Genomic DNA, 16650 nt, shown 5'->3' with positions numbered 1-16650 from the left:
AACTATGCGCGCACTGCTCACCGCCAGTTTTCGGCAGGCTTTAGAGCAAACCCACCCGGCCCGTCTCGCCGCCCAGCACCTGCCCGAGGAACCCCCGGCGCTCATCGTTTCGGTGGGGAAAGCGGCCATGAGCCTGCTGGCCGCGGCCCGGGAGCGGTTTCCAGAGGTGCCCTTTATAGCGGTGCCCAAGGCCGAGGTGGGCCGGGTCTGGCCGCCAATGGAGCAGGGCCAGATCATCCCGGCCAGCCACCCCGTGCCCGATGAGCGGAGCGTGCGGGCTGCACAAACCATCCTCCAGGCCGTCTCGCGTTTACAGGCCAGCGATCTTCTGCTGGTTCTGGTCTCGGGGGGTGGCAGCGCACTTTTGTGCGCACCCTGGGGAATTGACCTGCCCACCAAGCAGGCCCTGACCCAGGCCCTTTTGCGCTCGGGGGCCGACATTCAGGAGATTAATGCGGTGCGAAAGCACGTCTCCCAAATCAAGGGGGGGCGGCTGGCCGCGGCCACTTCGGCCCGCATCCGGGCCCTGTACCTATCGGACGTGCCGGGCGATGATCTTTCGGTGATTGCCTCGGGCCCCACCGTGCCCGACGAGACCACCTTCGCCCAAGCCCTGGCGGTGCTCGACAAGTACGGCTTGGACTTCCCCGAGGTGCGTGCCCACCTGGAACAAGGCGCAAAGGGCGCCCTGCCCGAGTCGCCCAAGCCGGGGGATGTCCTCTTCCAGCGGGTAGAAAACCGCTTGATTGGGGGCAACCAGGCTCTGCTCGAGGCCGCCCAGCGCTTCTGGCAGGCCCAGGGCTACCCAGCGGTCATCCTCTCCGACCGCTTCCAGGGCGAGGCCCGCGAGCTGGCCCGCTTCCACGCCAACCTGGTGCAGAGCATCCGCGCTCACGGGCAGCCCTTCCGCCCCCCGGTGGTGCTGCTCTCGGGGGGCGAGGCCAGCGTCACGGTGCGCGGATCGGGCCAGGGGGGGCGCAACCAGGAGTTTCTGGGCTGGCTGGGCTTTTACCTGGGCCAGGATGGGGTCTGGGCCCTGGCTGCCGACTCCGATGGCATAGACGGCAACACCCCCGCGGCAGGCGCCATCCTGGAACCTAATACATGGCATAAAGCCCGCCAGCAGGGCCTCGACCTCAAGGCCCTGCTGCGCGACAACAACGCGCACGGGTTCTTCCAGGCCCTGGGGGGTTTGCTCATCACCGGCGAGACCGCCCACAACCTCAACGATTTTCGGGTGCTGGTGGTGGAATCGTACCGTTTCCGCTTGAATCCTTCACCGTTGGACGTAGTCATAGGTGAAGGATTCAAGCCGACCGAAGGGAGTAGAAAAGCATTTCGGCAGTATCGTTTAGGCTTGTCAAAGTGAACGATACTACCGAAATGCGTATCGAAAGACGTTTCTAAGGGCCAATTCACATAAAACCCGTATGTAAACTGTACACTAAAAGCCGTGTATGCCCTTTCCCAGGCTTTGCGTTCGCTGCGCCAACACCTGACCAGCACGCTCGCCACCTTTTTTACGGCCCTGGTATCGTTTTCACTGCTGTTTTTGCTGGGGCTGGTGTTGTGGAACCTGGATCGGGTGGTGGCCTCCCTCGAGCGCGAACTCGAAGTAGCGGCTTTCCTCAAACCGAATGCCCAGGCTACCGCCATCCTGAACGAGATCAAAACCTGGCCGGAGGTGAGCGAAGCCAAGCTGCAAACCAGGGAGGAAGCCCTGGCCACCCTCCAGTTGGACTATCCCTATCTGGCCCAGGCCCGTGAGTTCATCCAGAACCCCCTCCCCGACACGATTCGTCTCAAGCTCACCGACCCCCAGGAAGTACGCGAGATAGGGCGGCGGGTGGCGCGGATTGAAGGGGTGGACAGCGTGGAATACGGCGGCGCCCTCACCGAGCAACTGGTGCGGGTGCTGGCAGGCTTGCGCATTGCGGTCAATATCCTGATTGTGCTGCTGCTCCTGGACACCTTGTTTAGCGTGATGGGCACCATTCGGCTTTCCATCGAAAACCGCCGCGAGGAGTTGCGGGTCATGCAGTTGGTGGGGGCCACCCGGCGCTTCATCCAGGGGCCCTTCGTGGCTGAAGGTACGCTGCTCACGCTGGCCGCCGGGCTGGTGGCGCTGGGGCTGGGGGTTTTGTCCTATCGTTTTCTGGCCGAAGCCCTGCAAAACCTGCTGCCTTTTGTGCCGGTGCTGGCCGGAAGCGACCTGATTCGGGCGGCCCTGGCCATGCTGGTGCTGGCGGTGCTGTTAGGAGCCACCGGGGCCTATCTGGCCAGCCGGGCCAACCTGCGGGAGGCCGATTTATGAAGCAGGGGCCGAAGGCTGGATTTATTGCCAGACATATCGCGGTTCCACCTGTTTTCTGCGCTAAGACCAGCGACAAAAAACTTGTTCGGCGCAGCTTTTTGACTTTTGAGAATTCCTGGGCTCTTTCCGAGAATCACTCTAAGCAGCCAGCAAGACGCTTTGACTACTCCCTCAAACTCAACATGCACAGCCTCTGGATGTTCGTGCTGCTGTGGGCTTTTGGCTTCCATCTTCTGGCCTTCGGTCAGCCAAGCCTCAATCAGCTTCAGCAGCAGGCCGAGCAAAACCGGCGGCTACAACAACTCCAGCAGCAGCGCATCGAGCAACTCAACCGCGACCTGGCCAACCTTGACGCCGCGACCCGACAGCAGCTCCAGGAGCTACGCCGCCTCGAGGCCGAAATCACCCGCCTCGAGCGCGAACGGGCCGACCTGACCCGGCAAATTAACCTGCTGGATGGGCAAAAAAAGCAGGCCGAGGCCCGCATTGCCAGTCTGCAAAAGGAGCTCGAGGGCCTGCGGGAGCGGCTCTCGGCCTTGTTGCAAAGCCTGCACCGGGAGCGGGCCGGGCGCTATTTACCCCTTCTGCGGGCCGAATCCTTCACCGATTTATCGGTTCGCAGCAAGTGGGTGGGGGTGTTGGGCCAGCACCAGACCGACCTGATGGACCGCATCAAAAACACCGTGCGCCAGCTCGACGAAGAGCGAGTGCGGCTCAAGCTGCTCATAGACACCCTAACCGAGCGTCGGGCCGAACGGCAGCAGCGCATCCAAGCCCTGGCACAAAACCGCCAAACCGTGCAACTTACAGTCGCCAACCTGCGCCAGCAACAGGCCGGGCGGCAGGTTATCCTGCGCGAAACCCTGCAGGCCCAGGCCCAGCTTCGCACGGAGTTAAACCGGTTGCAGAGTCGGATCGCTGCCGAGCTGCGCCGCATCGCTGAGGAGCGCCGCCGGGCCGAGGAAGAACGCCGCCGCCGCGAGGCCGAAGAGCGCCGTCAGCGCGAACAGCAGGCCCAACGCCAGCGCGAAGAAGCGGCCCGCCGCGAGCGCGAGGCTGTCCGTGAAATCCCCTCGGTGCCACGGGAGTTGGTGGGCGCATTGCAGTTTCCCGTGCGTGGGGGGCGTATCGCCGAGGCCTACGGGTTTCAGGGCAACGACTGGCAGACCCTCCAGGGCGAGGAGGCTTCCAGCACCATTGTTGCCGCCGCCGATGGCGTGGTGATTGATAGCCTGTTTATTGCCAATCTGGGCTATACCCTTACCATTCGTCACTCCGACCAGATCGCGACCCAGTACGTAAACGTGCTCGAGCCCAGGGTTTCGGTGGGCCAGCGGGTCGGACAAGGCCAGGTTATCGGTTTCACCGGCGGCGGTGTGCTAATTCCCAGCAACCAGATGTGGTTCAGGGTGATTTTTATAGACGATAACGGCAATTTCCGCTACGTTGACCCATCCAGATATTACTGATAGAAGCGCCCCTCAAGACGTCAGACGGTTGTCACTTAGGCCTGCTGCCATAGAGTCTTAACCTCTGCTATGCAAAAAAGCCATAAAGCGGCCTCCCATGAATACGCTGTGTGCGTTTTTGCTATACGGCATAGATTGCATGATCCTGATGCATGGGCTGTAAGTGTCTCCATAGTTGAAATGCGAGATCCGATCCTCAAAGATCAGTGGGGAATTGCGTCAGGTACGCCTTGCCTATTCCGCTGGTTTTGCCAATCTACCCTGGCGCAACTTAGACCATTGTCCAATGGGTGACCCCATCCTGTACAGGTTGGGCGAAACCGATCCAAAAAACCCCCGAACTTTGTCGGGAGTCGTCTTGTAGATGAACTTGGTGGGCGATCCGGGACTCGAACCCGGGACCTCACGCTTATCAGGCGTGTGCTCTAACCAGCTGAGCTAACCGCCCCCACAGCGAGTTATGAGTATAGCGGTGGCTTTGCCATTGGTCAAGCCGATGTGTTGACGTTTAGGCTTCAGGTCGCTAAACTTGTGGATGCGCCTGAGGCTTTGGCTCAGGTACAACCAAATCGAGGCGTAGCGCAGCTTGGTAGCGCACACCCTTGGGGTGGGTGTGGTCGGAGGTTCAAATCCTCTCGCCTCGACCAAAAGAAAAGTAAGTGCAAGGAAGCAAAAACCGCTGTGAGCAGTCTAATGTTCGCACGGTTTTTTGCTTATAGGCGTTACTGAAAATGATTAGTATCCCGGAGAGGGTCGGCCTCGACAGGATCGGCTTGAACAGGTTCAGCCACCTATACGCTGGATAAAACCGGGAAGCACTAAAGGTTACTTTGTGCGGACTGTTGCTGAGAACCGCTGTATTCGGCTGAGCTTTTCAAGAGATCCTCGAGCTTCGCACCACAAATTTCCAGTGTATGGGATACTCCACATCGGGATCGGGATAGGTGGCTGCTACCCACTGTGCCAACTCGGCCACCGAGGGCCGGAAGACCTCCTCGGGCACGTCCCAGGTGAAGGAGTAGATGCGCTCTAGAAGCATCTCGAGGCTGGTGCGGGGGCTACGCAGTTCGATCCAGTCGGCCACGGTCTTGGTTTTGGCCTCGAGGCCGTGCTGAGCCAGCTCTTTTTCTACCTCGGCCAAGCGGGCTTGGTGGCGACCCCTAAGCAACCGATAGCCCATGTCAGCTAGGATTTCCTTCCACTTTTGCTGGATGCGCCAGTCCTCGCTTTCGTCGTCGGATTGATCCCAACCCTCAAACAAAAAACCACCCGGACGTAGCACCCGCAGGCTTTCTTGCAGGGCTTGCTGCCAGTTGTCGAGCAGGTGCCAGAAATGTACAGCAATCACCGCGTGGAGGCTACCTCGCTCGAAGGGTAACTCGCGGGCATCCGCTTCGACCAAGCGGGCCTTGCGGGCCACCCCAGCCACCTTTTGCCGCAAGACCTCGAGCATGGCCGGGTTGTCGTCTAGGGCAATATAGCGATACCCTCGAGCAATAATCGGCACCGAAATTCGACCTGTGCCTGCCCCAATTTCCAAAAACAAGGGATCGCGGAACAGCTTCTCCACCGGGGCCGTGAGTGCCGTAGCGATGCGCCCCGAAACTTCCGGCGGATGATACCGCGTCCGGTCGTAGGTAAAGGCCACCCGACTAAAATGAGAAGTCATGCTCGGTTTTTATGATAACAATGCAGTGTCAAATTGCAAATGATACCGCATAGTGGTCGGCTCGAGTGTGAAGTTTTGGCTTGGCCCATCCAGCAGGGCTTTATCGCTATACGATAGGCGTTATTTACATCCAGCACTACAAAAGTCGGGCTTCGGCAGTTTTTTGGGTAGTCCCTCACCAAAAGATAGCAGACTACCCGACTGAAGTTATCCGCGCAGCGGAGGGCGATACCGCCCCTTGGAAGTTATCCGCGCAGCGGAGGGCGATACCGCCCCTTGGAAGTTATCCGCGCAGCGGAGGGCGATACCGCCCCTTGGAAAGGAAGCGAATTCTGCATCGTGCAGCGAGGGGTGCGCTCTGCCTCGGCGTGAGCTCGGTCTAACGCTCAGCAACCGTGCTTCGGCGAGTTCGGCAACCTTAATCATAAAAGGTAGCCTCTGCGACCCAGCGCGAAAGATTCAACCCAAGCCATAAGTTGGCGAATCTCGCCTGTTTAACCACTCACAAAGCCCTTTCTTCGGTCTGTATAATCGCTTGTGGTGTCGCTACTGGAGGACAAGTTCACCATTCTTGGCGAAGAGCCTTCCCAAGGCTTTTTGCGCCCCTATCAAGTACAGACCCCCGAGGGTCTGAAGGGGCAATTGTATTGGTTTGAGGTGCATACACCCGAAGCCCGCACCGCCTTCCACCGCTACAAAAACGCGATCCGGCGCCTCGAGAGCCAGGGCTACTTGCCCCAGGGCGTGGTGGTCTCGGCCAACCCAGGGCGCTACTATGTCTTCTGGCCCGATCAGCCTAAGGTGGCGCTCAAGCCCAGGCGGATCAAGCCCTTACTGGAAGTCCTCGAGCCTTTTGGCTACCAGGAAAGCGATTTGGAAACCACCGAGGAAAGCGGACGCCCCCTGGTGGGGAATCTGCGTCCCCAAACAACCGCCCCCCTCAGCCGACCCGATCTGAACCCTTCCCTTCCTGCTCTGCCCCCCCAATCATCGCACTCTCCACCTCCAGTTTCACAAGAACCACCCCCCAAGGCCGAAATGCCCAAAAAACCCAGCCCAACTACCCACAACCGCAAAGAAACCAAGCCCCGTGCTCCACAGCGGACGTACCGCTGGAACTGGCCAGGCTGGCTGCCGGGCCTGCTGATGCTGGTGCTGGGCAGCCTGGCCATCTGGCAAACCGCCGTCCGCTACCTGAACCCCCCCGAGTATGTGCTGCCCGACCTAGTGGGTAAAACCCCCCGGCAGGCTTTGGAGGCGGTACGCACCTACGGCCTCAAGGTGGAGTTTGCCGAGGGTAGCGATGTTTCGCTGCCCAAGGATCAGATTCTGGAGCAAACCCCCGACCCCGGCACCCGCGTCAAGCCGGGCCGGCGGCTCGAGCTGGTGATCAACAAACCCCGTTTTGGCAGCGTACCCACCGTGAGCGGGCGCTCGCTCGAGGATGCCCGTCAGGCCCTCGAGGCCGCCGGCTACCGGGTCGCCGGCATTACCCGCATCGCCTCGGGCGACACCACCGATACCGTTCTATCCAGCATCCCCCGCGAGGGCCAGCCCCTGCGCCCCGGCGAGGGGGTGCGGCTTCTGGTCTCCACCGGAACCCGCCCGCCGGTGCGCGAGACCCTGCTGCCCGACCTGACCGGCCTCACCGAGGAGGAAGCCCGCTATATCCTGACCGTAGCCGAACTCCAAGCCCAGATTGTGCGGGTAGCTTCCGGTGCACCGCAAGGCATGGTGGTGGGCCAACAACCTGGCCCCGGGGTGGTACTGGCCCGCGAAACCGTGGTTCGCGTTGTGGTGGCCGCACAACCCGTAGCCGCCCTCCCCAAAGCCTCCCCCTTCGCCCCCCCTCGCCTGGAAGCACCTCCCCCCGAACCAGCCCCCATCCCCGAACCAACGCCTATCCCCGCGCCCATACCGGAACCCACCAACCCAGACGTAAACCAGCCCACCCCGCCCCCGGTTCCCGCCGGGCCGCAAGAGCGCCGGGTCAACGTGAGCTACACCCTGCCGGAAGACATCCCCAATGCGGTGGTGGTTATCACCGTGCAGGACGAGGTACTGGTCAATACGGTGTTTGAGGGGCCGGTGCAGCAGCCCTGGAGCTTTAGCCAGGAGATTGTGGTGCGCGGCAGCGCGGTGCTGCGGGTGGTGGTCAACGGGCAGCAGGTGCTGGAAAGCCCGCTATGAAAGGGGCCTGGGCCGAGGCCCTGGCCTGCCAGCATCTACAGGCCAAGGGCTATGTGTTGCTGGGGCAGAATAAGCGCACCCCTTTCGGCGAGATTGACCTCTGGATGCAGGACGGCCCCACCTATGTGGCGGTCGAGGTCAAGCAGCGCCGCAACGAGGCCTTTGGCACCCCCCTCGAGGCCCTCACCCCCACCAAGTACCGGCGCATCTACCAGTCGGTGGTTTACCTGCTGGGCCGGGACGACCTACCGGTGCGGCTCGAGGCCGTTCTGGTCTACGGCACGCCCCGGCAGCACCGCCTCGAGCACCTCCGCCTGGATTAAGGCACGACCGCCCGGCCCGCCCTATACTGGCTTTTATGCTGGGCAAGTCAATCAAAAAACTGCGGGCGCTTCACCGGGGCCCTGCACTGCCCGCGCCACCGCCCGAACAAACCATCCAAGCCCACCGCATCTGGCTGTACCTGAACCAGGCCAGCCTTTCGCGTCCCCGGCTCACCCCGCCCCTGCCCCTTTCGGCCCGTACGGCTCTCGAGCTTTTCCTGCAGTGGCAGGGCCAAAAAACCGTACCGCTGCTGGAGGTCGGGTTCATCCGCCTGAAGGATCGCAAAACCCTGGCGCTCTGCCACCCCGGCCCCCTGCACCCGGGCCGGAGCCTGCACCTGCAATACGGCGGCCTCGAGCTGGCCGCCCGCCTGGGCTACGGCCAGGCGCTGGCCCCCTACGTGCGCACCGCTGAAGGGCTGCTGTACTACGAACAGCCCTTCGTCTTCGAGCCCGAGCTGGCCTCGGTGGCGGTGCCGCTCAAACCACGGCCAAAAACCCTGCAGGGCCGGGCCCAACCCCTGGGCGAACCTACAGTCAGCAGGCGCTTCAGGCCGTAATCTGGATTGGATGTACAAGAACCTCCAGGCTTTCATCCGCGAACTCGAGCGCCGCCAGGAGCTCATTCGCATCAAGGAAGCGGTCTCCTGCGAACTGGAAATCACCGAGATTGCCGACCGAATGGTCAAGTCGGGCGGCCCGGCCCTGCTGTTTGAAAACGTCGAGGGGCGCGACTTCCCGGTTTTCATCGGGGGGTTTGGCACCGCCGAGCGCACCGCGCGGGCCATGGGCGTGAAAAGCCTGGACGACCTGGCGGTGCGGGTGGCCAACCTGATGAACCTCAACCCCGGCAAGGGCGGCCTCAAGGCGGCCTTCGCCCTGCTGCCCAAGCTGCGGGAGCTCAAAGGCTTCTTCCCCAAAAAAGTGCGGGGTGGGCCGGTGCAGGAGGTGGTCTGGAAAGGCGACCAGGTAGACCTCTTCAGAATTCCCATCCTCAAGTGCTGGCCCCTGGACGGCGGCCCCTACATCACGCTGCCGCTGGTGATCTCCAAAGACCCGGAAACGGGCGAGCTTAACCTGGGCATGTACCGGATGCAGGTGCTGGACAAGCAGTCCACCGCCATGCACTGGCAACTGCACAAGGTGGGGCGGCGGCACTACGACAAAGCCAAAAAACTGGGCAAGCGGCTGGAAGTGGCCGTGGCCCTGGGCGGCGACCCCATCCTGACCTACGCCGCCACCGCCCCTGTACCGCCCATTCCGGGCGTCAACGAGTTCAACCTGGCCGGGTTCTTGCGGGGGCAGCCGGTGGAGCTTACCAAGGGCGTCACGGTAGACCTGCCGGTACCCGCCGAGGCCGAGTTTGTGCTCGAGGGCTACATTGCCCCCGCCGAAGACCTGGTAGTGGAGGGGCCTTTCGGCGACCACACCGGCTTTTACACCCTGGAGGACTTCTACCCCCGCTTCCACCTCACCGCCATCACCCATCGCAAAAACGCCGTCTACCCGGCCACCATCGTGGGCCGCCCGCCCATGGAGGACGCCTACCTGATTGAGGCCTCCGAACGGCTCTTTCTGCCCGCGGCCCAGCTCATCCTGCCGGAAATCCACAACTACCACATGCCGCCCGCCGGGGTGGCGCACAACTGGGTGAATGTGAGCATCGAGAAGCGCTACCCCGGCCAGGCCTACAAGGTAGCCAACGGCCTGTTGGGGCTGGGCCAGATGATGTTTGCCAAGGTGATCGTGGTGCTGGATGCGGGCGCTCCCCTGAAGGGGCCCGAAGCCCTGCAAAAAGCCCTCGAGCACGCCGTGCCAGGGCGCGACACGCTCATCTCGCGTGGCCCCATTGACGTGCTGGATCACTCCTCCCGCGCCATGGGCTACGGGGGCAAGCTGATTGTGGACGGTACGGCCAAGCTCGAGGAAGAAGGCGGTGCCCTGCCCTTTACCCTCAAGGCCCACCCTAGCCTGCCGGGTATTCCGGGGGTGCGGCAGAAACAACTGCCGGGTATCTGGATGGTCACCTTCGAGAAAACCCGCCCCCACCAGGCCAAAGAGATTGCCGAGCGCCTGCTGGTAGCCCCCCACAGCGCGGGCATTCGGCTGATGCTCCTGACCGATGCCGACACCCATCTCGAGTTCGACGAGGTGATGTGGGCAGTGCTCAACAACATTGACCCCGAGCGCGACGCCTGGGTGCTGCCGGGGGTGGAGGGCCCGGTGCTGGTGCTGGACGGCACCCGCAAGCTGGCCGAGGAGGGCTTTACCCGCCGCTGGCCGCCCAAAATCGTGATGGCCCCCGAGATCGTGCGCCGGGTAGACGAGCGCTGGAACCGCCTGGGACTGCCCCTGTTGGCGCCCAAGGATACCCCGGTGGGCCAGCCCTGAGGCAAATAACCCAGCAGCCCCTCTGCCCGCCGATATGCTCGAGGCATGAAAACCCTTTTGCTTGGCTTGCTGCTCCTGCTGGGCGCTCCGGCCCTGGCCCAGACCCTGGTCGAGGTGACCACGGTGGCGGCCATTTCGTCCACCCTCAATGCCAACGTGCGTTTTCCCTCGGGCTCCTTTAAGGCCGGGCGCGGCAGTGAGGCCATTGTGGCCCGCATCCCCGATGCCAGCCGGTTCAACCTGGAGGTCTACGCGGCCAGGGGCGTGGCGGCCCGGCTGCAACCCGGTTTCGTTCAGCAGATTCTGACCGGCTTTGCCGCCGCCGGCTATTTTGTGGAGAATCAGCAGGAAACCCAGGTAGCAGGTGAGGTGCGCGCCCGCTACAACCTGCGGGACGAGGCCGGCAAGGCCGCCATTTTGTTTGTGGTGCGCAAGGGCGACGAGCTGGTTTTTGCCTTCGGGGTCGCCAAGTAGAGCAGCGTGCCTCCCTCACCTTGACGGTCGGCCACGCGCAGTAGGCTGGCTATCATGAGCACCGTGCGCTGGAGCGCCCTCGAGGCCGCCCTCCCGCTGAACGAGCTGCCCGCTTTTCACCGGGCCTTTCTCAAGCTGCACCGCCCCGAGCTACAGCCCGAGACCCTCCCGCTGCGGCGGGTGCAACAGTATGTCAACCAAACCCTGCATTTGCTGGCCAAGGAGGGCAAAGCCAAAGCCGTGCAGGGCGATTTCGAGCTGGAGCCGGACTGCATCCCCCTGCCATACCGCCCATAGAGGCCCGCTGCGCATACCACTGCAGGCAATTTCCGGCTAATATATTGGGCGTTATGCGCGTCATCGTAATAGGGGCCCGGGCGAGCCTGCTGGCGCAAGCTCAGACCCGTTGGGTGGTAGAGCGTCTGAAAGAGAACTGGCCCGAGACCGAGTTCAAAATACGCACCATACAGTCGAAACACACTTCGGAGCAAAGCGCGGCCGAAGCCTTGCGACAGGCACTTGGCAAGCGGGAAGTGGATATTGCTGTGTATTCGCTCAAACACCTACCCACCCAGGAAGCACCGGGGATTCGCCTGGTGGCCGTACCTAAGCGCGTAGAGCCCCGTGAGGCCCTGGTTGGGCGCAGCGCCAAGCGCCTGGAAGATCTGCCCAAAGGAGCCGTCGTGGGGGTCAACAGCCTGCGGCGCAAGGCCCAGTTGCTGGCCTACCGCCCCGACCTGAGCCTGCGCAACCTCGAGGGCGACGTAGACGATCGCCTGAGCGCCCTCGGAACCGGCGAGTACGATGCGGTGATTATCGGGGCGGCCAGCCTGCTGCGGCTGGACTTGAGAAACCGCATTGACCAGCTCATAGACCCCGAAATTGTGCTCCCGGCACCAGGCCAAGGTACATTGGGGCTCGAGGTGCGCCAAGGCGACGACTGGGCCGAGGAGCTGGCCTATAGCCTCAACCACCGGGCCTCTTTTGCGCGGACGGCTGCCGAGCGGGCCTTCTTGAGGGCTTTGGAAGCAGGCGATGAGTGTGCCGCTGCCGCATTGGCTACGCTGGAAGGCGACGATACCCTGGTCTTGCAAGGCGTGGTCTGCTCGCCCGATGGCCGCGAACTGATTCGCGCCGAGATAGAGGGCGACGCCGAGGAGGCTGCCGAACTGGGCAGCGATCTAGCCCAGGATTTGCTGGCCGAGGGTGGAAGGGAGTTGCTGAGAGCTGTTCAAGCTAGGTAAGCAGTCAAAGGCAGTGGCATCATTCCCCCACTACCCCACTTTCAGACTGCAATTCTGCGGTAGACTGAAAATCGAAGGCAATATGTCCGGATTGTGGCCTTTGTCCCTTCCGGCTGGCTATAATTAAGGACAACGATGGGAATGAAACGTTTGACCAAGCAGCGCAAGGCCGTACTCGAGGTGGTTCGCCATGCCAGGGGCCACCACCCCGACGCGGCTTGGGTTTACAGCGAAGTTCGTAAAGCGGTGCCCAGCATCAGCCTGGGCACGGTGTACCGCACCCTGGATGCCCTGACCGAGGAGGGCTATCTGGTTCCCCTCTCCCGCCCTGGTGAAGCCCTGCGCTACGAGGCCAACCTGGACGGGCATCTGCACATGGTCTGCCGCAATTGCAACGAGTTCTTCGACATCGTGCATCCCCTGCCCGACCTTTTGAGTGGGGTCAAGGCCAAATACCCCGAGTTCGACATTGACAACGTGCAGGTCGAATATCAGGGCGTTTGCCCAAAGTGCAGAGATAGGCTCGAGCGTGTCAAATAAACCACATTTCTGGCTTTGAAAGCTGACCCTGTGCCACTTTGCAGCCTCGATTCTGCGGCAATAACCCTAAAGCCTGCCCATCTTCTAGACAGCGTGCAACTCCCATAACAGCGAAGCTATTCTGGCCCGTACCATCACTGGGTACAGCGTTTCATATCAGATTCGGTTAGTTCGTCACCTAATAGTGGCGAACTAAGTGGTTTGGTAAGTTAAAGATTGATATGCAGTGAAGTTCCCCAAATGAAGCGCTCAAAGCAACTCCCAGATATTAGGGGAGCCAAATCCAACCCGGGAATTAAGTTACCGGAGCACTAATACCGTTTCCGCTTGAATCCTTCACCGCCCTGCGTAGTCAGAGGTGAAGGATTCAAGCCGACCGAAGGGAGTAGAAAAGCATTTCGGCAGTATCGTTTAGACTTTCAAAAGTGAACGATACTGCCGGAATGCGTATAAGAGACTGTCTTAATATCTTCCCTCCCAACTAGAGGATTTTAAGACAGTCTCTCAAACGCCTCGAGTTTAGCTGACCAGTTCGACCAGAGCGAGCTGCGTACCATCTCCCCGGCGGCGCTCGGCCAGTTTGAGTACGCGGGTATAGCCCCCCGGACGATCGGCGTACTTGGGGGCTATTTCTTCAAATAGCTTTTTGACCAGCTTGGGATCGTGCAAGTCCCGCAACACCTGCCGGCGCAGATGGTTACGCTGGGCGTAAGCGGCCAGTTCTTCCGGCGTGGCCATGCGCTCGCCTTCCTGGAGGGGCAGCTCCTTGCCGTTCTTGTCCTTGCGCTTGGTGAAGCGCACATTGTCGGGCACAGTTAGGGTGGGGGCTTTCTTGGCAGTCGTAATCAGGCTGTCCATATAGCCCGCCAGTTCCTTGGCCTTGGGAATGGTGGTAGTGATTTTACCCTCCTCCGAAAGCAGCAGGCTCTTGGCGAGGTTGCGGAACAGGGCCACGCGATGCGAGGAGTTCCGGTTGAGTTTTCTTCCAGCTTTCTGATGACGCATTATTGCTCCTTGCTGAGGGCAGAGGCTAAAGAGCCTTGGGCGAGAGGCAACCAGGGCTCTGCACTCTGCAAGTTCAGTCCTTCATCACAAGCCCGTGCTGGGCGAGGCAGTCCTTGATCTCCTGGAGGCTGCGGTCACCGATGCCCGGCACTTTCTTGAGCTCACGTTCCGAGAGGGCCAGGAGGCTTTCCACACTCTCGATTCCCTCTTCCTTGAGGTTGTGCAGGACGCGGGTGGTCAGACCCAGATCGTCCAGGGTCAACCCCACCCCCTTGGCCACAGGGGCTACGGGGGCTGCGGTAGAGGTGGTAGCGGGGATAGTTGCAGCTACTGGCGTGGGCTTGTGCTCGACCCGCACCACCGGAGACTGGTCGAAGAAGCCCAGTTGCTCGCGCAGGATGGCCACCGATTGTTGCAGCACATCCATGGGCGAAACCGCACCGTTGGTCCAGATACGCAGGGTCAGCTTGTCCAGGTCGGTGCGCTGGCCCAAACGGGTATCTTCCACCTGATAAGCCACACGGCGCACCGGGGAGTAGAGGGCATCCACTGGGATGGAGGAGATACGGTCTTTGATACCGTGTTTTTCCGTCGGCACATAACCGGTTCCTTCATCCACCCGCACCTCCATCACCAGCTTGCCTTTGTCTTCCAGGGTGGCGATGTATTGGTCTGGGTTGACGATTTCGGCATCGGGGGGGCACTCGAGGTCGCGGGCATAGACCACTTTGGGGCCATTCACCCGAAGGGTCAGGGTTTTGGGGCCGAGTCCAGGGTTGGCAAACCGCACCACCAGCTCTTTGAGGTTGAGAATGAGCTGGATGGCATCCTCTTTGACCCCTGGAATGGTGGAAAACTCGTGCAGCACATCTTCGATGTAAACGCTGGTAACGGCAGTACCAGGAATCGAAGAAAGCAAAATTCGGCGCAGGGGATTGCCCAAGGTCACGCCGAAACCCCGCTCGAGGGGCTCGAGCACAAACTCGCCGTAGTTTCCGTCAATGCGGGCGTTGAAAACAGGGGCTTTGGTCTTGGTGGTTTCCAAACTAGAACCTCCTCGGAGGCGCTCATCGCTAATGGCTCTTAGCGGTTTTACTATCGGCCATGGGCTATGGACTATCGCGAATAGAACTCGATCACAAGCTGCTCGTTGACGGGCAAAGACAGCATTTCCCGCTCAGGCACACGCAGGAAGCGCCCGGTCATGGTGTCAGCGTTGAACTCGAGCCAGGGGAAGGTCTTGCGGTTTTTGAAACGCTCGATGTTCTGAACGATGAAATCAATCTTCTTGGCTTTTTCCGAGACCTTGAGTTCATCGCCTTGGCGCAGCCGATAGCCAGGGATGGTGACCCGCTTGCCATTGACCAAAATGTGGCCGTGACGCACGAACTGCCGGGCCTGGCGGCGGGTAGAGGCAATGCCCATGCGGAAAACCACATTATCCAGGCGGCTCTCGAGCAACTGCAAGAACACCGTACCAGTCACGCCTTTCTTGCGGCTGGCCTCTTCGAAGAGGTTGCGAAACTGCGTCTCCGAGACATCGTAGATAAAGCGCAATTTTTGCTTTTCGCGCAGGCGCACCGCAAAGTCGGAGGGACGGCCCCTGCGCTTCTGGCCATGCTGGCCCGGCGCATACGGGCGGCGATCCAGATACTTTTGCACTTTTTCGGTCTCGGCCACGTTCACCCCAAGGTGACGCGCCACTTTTACGATTGGCCCTCTGTAACGACCCATTCTCTTCTCCTTCATCGGTTAAGAAACCAGATGTTCTGACTCCTTTCCCAACCGGGTTCCCAAGGTATGTAGGGTGAAGCAGGGAACCAAAGTTTCACCCCGGCAATAAAGGTTTAGATGGTTTTGCGGAACTTCTTGCGGGGACGGCAGCCGTTGTGCGGCAGGGGGGTATCGTCCACAATCGAGCGCACCTGAAGGCCGCTGGCCTGCAAAGCCCGGATGGCCTGCTCGCGGCCCGCGCCAGTACCCCGAACCACCACTTCCACACTGTTCATGCCAAAACCCTGGGCCTTCTTGGCCGCATCCATGGCCGCCAGTTGCGCCGCATAAGGTGTGCCCTTGCGGCTACCCTTGTAGCCAATCACCCCACCCGACGACCAGGTTACGGGGTGTCCGTTGGTATCGGTGATGGTCACGATGGTGTTGTTGTAGGAGGCATGAATAAATGCCCGCCCTGCCGAGACTTGGCGTTTGACCTTTTTCTTACGACTGGTTGAAGCTTTTTTCTCAGCCATACTCTCCTCGCGTTTGCCCTCAGGACTTTTAGCCCGTCCCGATTGGGAATCCCCACGCAAAATGGGTGTGGAGCGCTCTTAGGAGTCTCAACTGGCGTGTACACGATGCACTATTGCAGCACCTACGTTCCAGCTTTATGGGGTGGTGGGAGGTACAAAAAGGATCTTACCCACGACCCAAGTCCTAACCTCTACTTGCGGGGTGCCTTTTTCTTGCCGGCCACCGTCTTGCGGGGGCCTTTGCGGCTGCGGGCGTTGGTACGGGTACGCTGACCCCGCACAGGCAACCCGCGCCGGTGACGCAGTCCCCGGTAGCAACCGATATCCATCAGGCGTTTGATGTTGCCTGCTACTTCCGCACGCAGTTCGCCCTCGAGTTTGTAGGTGTTCTCCACAAACTCCCGCAGCCTTGCCACTTCGGCCTCGCTAAGGTCTTTGACCCGGGTAGCCGGATTGACGTTGGTGGCTGCCAGTGCTTCTTTCGCTCGAGCCGGGCCCACTCCGTAAACGTAGGTCAGGGCGATATCCACGCGCTTGTTGCGGGGGATTTCCACACCAGAAATACGAGCCATTCATTCACCTCCTTTCTCAGATTCCAATCAGCCTTGACGCTGTTTGTGGGTAGGGTCTTCGCAGATCACATACACGCGACCATGGCGTTTGATGACCTTGCATTTGTCACACATTTTCTTGACGGAAGTACGTACTTTCATGGTTAGCTCCTTCGTGGTGTCTGGAGGTCTTAGGGTCTAGGTCTTTTTTGTGTTTGGCTCTCGGACGGT

Annotated in this window: 18 protein-coding genes and 2 tRNA genes; 12 read left to right on the top strand and 8 right to left on the bottom strand. The window is 60.8% G+C overall.

Annotated features, from left to right (window positions below; genetic code table 11):
- Positions 1 to 4 precede the first annotated feature (4 nt).
- The 3 genes from WKI89_RS04880 to WKI89_RS04870 all read left to right on the top strand — a co-directional run bounded on the left by WKI89_RS04880 (position 5) and on the right by WKI89_RS04870 (position 3783).
- Complete coding sequence (locus WKI89_RS04880) at positions 5 to 1369, top strand: glycerate kinase (RefSeq protein WP_337868094.1); 1365 nt, start codon at positions 5 to 7, stop codon at positions 1367 to 1369.
- 84 nt (positions 1370 to 1453) lie between these two features.
- Positions 1454 to 2314 (top strand): permease-like cell division protein FtsX, encoded by an 861-nt coding sequence (locus WKI89_RS04875; protein WP_337868093.1) that lies wholly within the window; start codon positions 1454 to 1456, stop codon positions 2312 to 2314.
- A 182-nt stretch (positions 2315 to 2496) separates the two neighbouring features.
- A complete protein-coding gene (locus WKI89_RS04870) occupies positions 2497 to 3783 on the top strand; it encodes a peptidoglycan DD-metalloendopeptidase family protein (protein WP_337868092.1) in 1287 nt (428 codons plus the stop codon).
- Positions 3784 to 4154: 371 nt separating this feature from the next.
- Here WKI89_RS04870 and WKI89_RS04865 read toward each other — a convergent pair.
- Positions 4155 to 4231: transfer RNA gene (locus WKI89_RS04865), tRNA-Ile, on the bottom strand.
- A gap of 122 nt (positions 4232 to 4353) precedes the next feature.
- Between WKI89_RS04865 and WKI89_RS04860 the strand changes: the two genes are divergently transcribed.
- A tRNA-Pro gene (locus WKI89_RS04860) sits at positions 4354 to 4430 on the top strand.
- Positions 4431 to 4657: 227 nt separating this feature from the next.
- On the opposite strand, the gene WKI89_RS04855 is transcribed toward WKI89_RS04860, so the two are convergent.
- Complete coding sequence (locus tag WKI89_RS04855) at positions 4658 to 5452, bottom strand: class I SAM-dependent methyltransferase (RefSeq protein ID WP_337868091.1); 795 nt, start codon at positions 5450 to 5452, stop codon at positions 4658 to 4660.
- Between the two features lie 540 nt (positions 5453 to 5992).
- Between WKI89_RS04855 and WKI89_RS04850 the strand changes: the two genes are divergently transcribed.
- From WKI89_RS04850 to WKI89_RS04815, 8 genes are all read left to right on the top strand, one after another.
- Positions 5993 to 7642 (top strand): PASTA domain-containing protein, encoded by a 1650-nt coding sequence (locus tag WKI89_RS04850; protein ID WP_337868090.1) that lies wholly within the window; start codon positions 5993 to 5995, stop codon positions 7640 to 7642.
- Positions 7639 to 7965, top strand: a complete 327-nt coding sequence (locus tag WKI89_RS04845; RefSeq protein WP_337868089.1) for a YraN family protein — start codon at positions 7639 to 7641, stop codon at positions 7963 to 7965. Before WKI89_RS04850 ends, WKI89_RS04845 begins: the two co-directional genes overlap by 4 nt.
- 35 nt (positions 7966 to 8000) lie before the next feature.
- A complete protein-coding gene (locus tag WKI89_RS04840) occupies positions 8001 to 8525 on the top strand; it encodes a hypothetical protein (protein ID WP_337868088.1) in 525 nt (174 codons plus the stop codon).
- 10 nt (positions 8526 to 8535) lie between these two features.
- Complete coding sequence (locus WKI89_RS04835) at positions 8536 to 10356, top strand: menaquinone biosynthesis decarboxylase (protein ID WP_337868087.1); 1821 nt, start codon at positions 8536 to 8538, stop codon at positions 10354 to 10356.
- 45 nt (positions 10357 to 10401) lie between these two features.
- The gene (locus tag WKI89_RS04830) at positions 10402 to 10830 is read left to right on the top strand and encodes a hypothetical protein (RefSeq protein WP_337868086.1); all 429 of its coding nucleotides are present in this window, start codon (positions 10402 to 10404) and stop codon (positions 10828 to 10830) included.
- 54 nt (positions 10831 to 10884) lie between these two features.
- Positions 10885 to 11127 carry a hypothetical protein gene (locus WKI89_RS04825; protein ID WP_337868085.1) on the top strand — a complete coding sequence of 81 codons (243 nt, stop codon included), beginning with the start codon at positions 10885 to 10887 and terminating at the stop codon, positions 11125 to 11127.
- A gap of 53 nt (positions 11128 to 11180) precedes the next feature.
- Positions 11181 to 12074: a hydroxymethylbilane synthase gene (gene hemC / locus WKI89_RS04820; protein ID WP_337868084.1), complete on the top strand. Its 894-nt coding sequence runs from the start codon at positions 11181 to 11183 to the stop codon at positions 12072 to 12074.
- Between the two features lie 135 nt (positions 12075 to 12209).
- Positions 12210 to 12614: a transcriptional repressor gene (locus WKI89_RS04815; protein WP_337868083.1), complete on the top strand. Its 405-nt coding sequence runs from the start codon at positions 12210 to 12212 to the stop codon at positions 12612 to 12614.
- Between the two features lie 519 nt (positions 12615 to 13133).
- Here WKI89_RS04815 and WKI89_RS04810 read toward each other — a convergent pair.
- The 6 genes from WKI89_RS04810 to rpmJ all read right to left on the bottom strand — a co-directional run bounded on the left by WKI89_RS04810 (position 13134) and on the right by rpmJ (position 16581).
- Positions 13134 to 13619 (bottom strand): L17 family ribosomal protein, encoded by a 486-nt coding sequence (locus WKI89_RS04810; protein ID WP_337868082.1) that lies wholly within the window; start codon positions 13617 to 13619, stop codon positions 13134 to 13136.
- A 73-nt stretch (positions 13620 to 13692) separates the two neighbouring features.
- On the bottom strand, positions 13693 to 14664 hold the full coding sequence (locus WKI89_RS04805; RefSeq protein ID WP_337868081.1) for a DNA-directed RNA polymerase subunit alpha: 972 nt from the start codon (positions 14662 to 14664) through the stop codon (positions 13693 to 13695).
- A 71-nt stretch (positions 14665 to 14735) separates the two neighbouring features.
- Entirely contained in the window at positions 14736 to 15353 is a 618-nt protein-coding gene (rpsD, locus tag WKI89_RS04800; RefSeq protein WP_337868080.1) for a 30S ribosomal protein S4, read from the bottom strand.
- A 113-nt stretch (positions 15354 to 15466) separates the two neighbouring features.
- Positions 15467 to 15868 (bottom strand): 30S ribosomal protein S11, encoded by a 402-nt coding sequence (rpsK, locus tag WKI89_RS04795; RefSeq protein ID WP_337868079.1) that lies wholly within the window; start codon positions 15866 to 15868, stop codon positions 15467 to 15469.
- A 191-nt stretch (positions 15869 to 16059) separates the two neighbouring features.
- Positions 16060 to 16440, bottom strand: coding sequence for a 30S ribosomal protein S13 (gene rpsM / locus WKI89_RS04790; RefSeq protein ID WP_337868078.1), 381 nt, complete (start codon positions 16438 to 16440; stop codon positions 16060 to 16062).
- A 27-nt stretch (positions 16441 to 16467) separates the two neighbouring features.
- Positions 16468 to 16581 carry a 50S ribosomal protein L36 gene (gene rpmJ, locus WKI89_RS04785; protein ID WP_013014843.1) on the bottom strand — a complete coding sequence of 38 codons (114 nt, stop codon included), beginning with the start codon at positions 16579 to 16581 and terminating at the stop codon, positions 16468 to 16470.
- Positions 16582 to 16650: the final 69 nt, after the last annotated feature.

The sequence above is a fragment of the Meiothermus sp. genome (assembly GCF_037443965.1).
In the GTDB taxonomy this organism is placed as follows: Bacteria; Deinococcota; Deinococci; order Deinococcales; family Thermaceae; genus Meiothermus.
The sequence above is the reverse complement of the archived record's forward strand: the minus strand, read 5'-3'. Positions and strand labels throughout refer to the sequence as shown.

Excerpts from the sequence above, each read along its gene's own strand:
- rpsM (WP_337868078.1), bottom strand. The coding sequence starts at position 16,440 with ATGGCTCGTATTTCTGGTGTGGAAATCCCCCGCAACAAGCGCGTGGAT.
- WKI89_RS04845 (WP_337868089.1), top strand. The coding sequence starts at position 7,639 with ATGAAAGGGGCCTGGGCCGAGGCCCTGGCCTGCCAGCATCTACAGGCC.
- WKI89_RS04870 (WP_337868092.1), top strand. The coding sequence starts at position 2,497 with ATGCACAGCCTCTGGATGTTCGTGCTGCTGTGGGCTTTTGGCTTCCAT.
- WKI89_RS04815 (WP_337868083.1), top strand. The coding sequence starts at position 12,210 with ATGGGAATGAAACGTTTGACCAAGCAGCGCAAGGCCGTACTCGAGGTG.
- WKI89_RS04830 (WP_337868086.1), top strand. The coding sequence starts at position 10,402 with ATGAAAACCCTTTTGCTTGGCTTGCTGCTCCTGCTGGGCGCTCCGGCC.
- WKI89_RS04825 (WP_337868085.1), top strand. The coding sequence starts at position 10,885 with ATGAGCACCGTGCGCTGGAGCGCCCTCGAGGCCGCCCTCCCGCTGAAC.
- hemC (WP_337868084.1), top strand. The coding sequence starts at position 11,181 with ATGCGCGTCATCGTAATAGGGGCCCGGGCGAGCCTGCTGGCGCAAGCT.
- WKI89_RS04835 (WP_337868087.1), top strand. The coding sequence starts at position 8,536 with ATGTACAAGAACCTCCAGGCTTTCATCCGCGAACTCGAGCGCCGCCAG.
- WKI89_RS04880 (WP_337868094.1), top strand. The coding sequence starts at position 5 with ATGCGCGCACTGCTCACCGCCAGTTTTCGGCAGGCTTTAGAGCAAACC.
- WKI89_RS04810 (WP_337868082.1), bottom strand. The coding sequence starts at position 13,619 with ATGCGTCATCAGAAAGCTGGAAGAAAACTCAACCGGAACTCCTCGCAT.
- rpmJ (WP_013014843.1), bottom strand. The coding sequence starts at position 16,581 with ATGAAAGTACGTACTTCCGTCAAGAAAATGTGTGACAAATGCAAGGTC.
- rpsK (WP_337868079.1), bottom strand. The coding sequence starts at position 15,868 with ATGGCTGAGAAAAAAGCTTCAACCAGTCGTAAGAAAAAGGTCAAACGC.
- rpsD (WP_337868080.1), bottom strand. The coding sequence starts at position 15,353 with ATGGGTCGTTACAGAGGGCCAATCGTAAAAGTGGCGCGTCACCTTGGG.
- WKI89_RS04840 (WP_337868088.1), top strand. The coding sequence starts at position 8,001 with ATGCTGGGCAAGTCAATCAAAAAACTGCGGGCGCTTCACCGGGGCCCT.
- WKI89_RS04855 (WP_337868091.1), bottom strand. The coding sequence starts at position 5,452 with ATGACTTCTCATTTTAGTCGGGTGGCCTTTACCTACGACCGGACGCGG.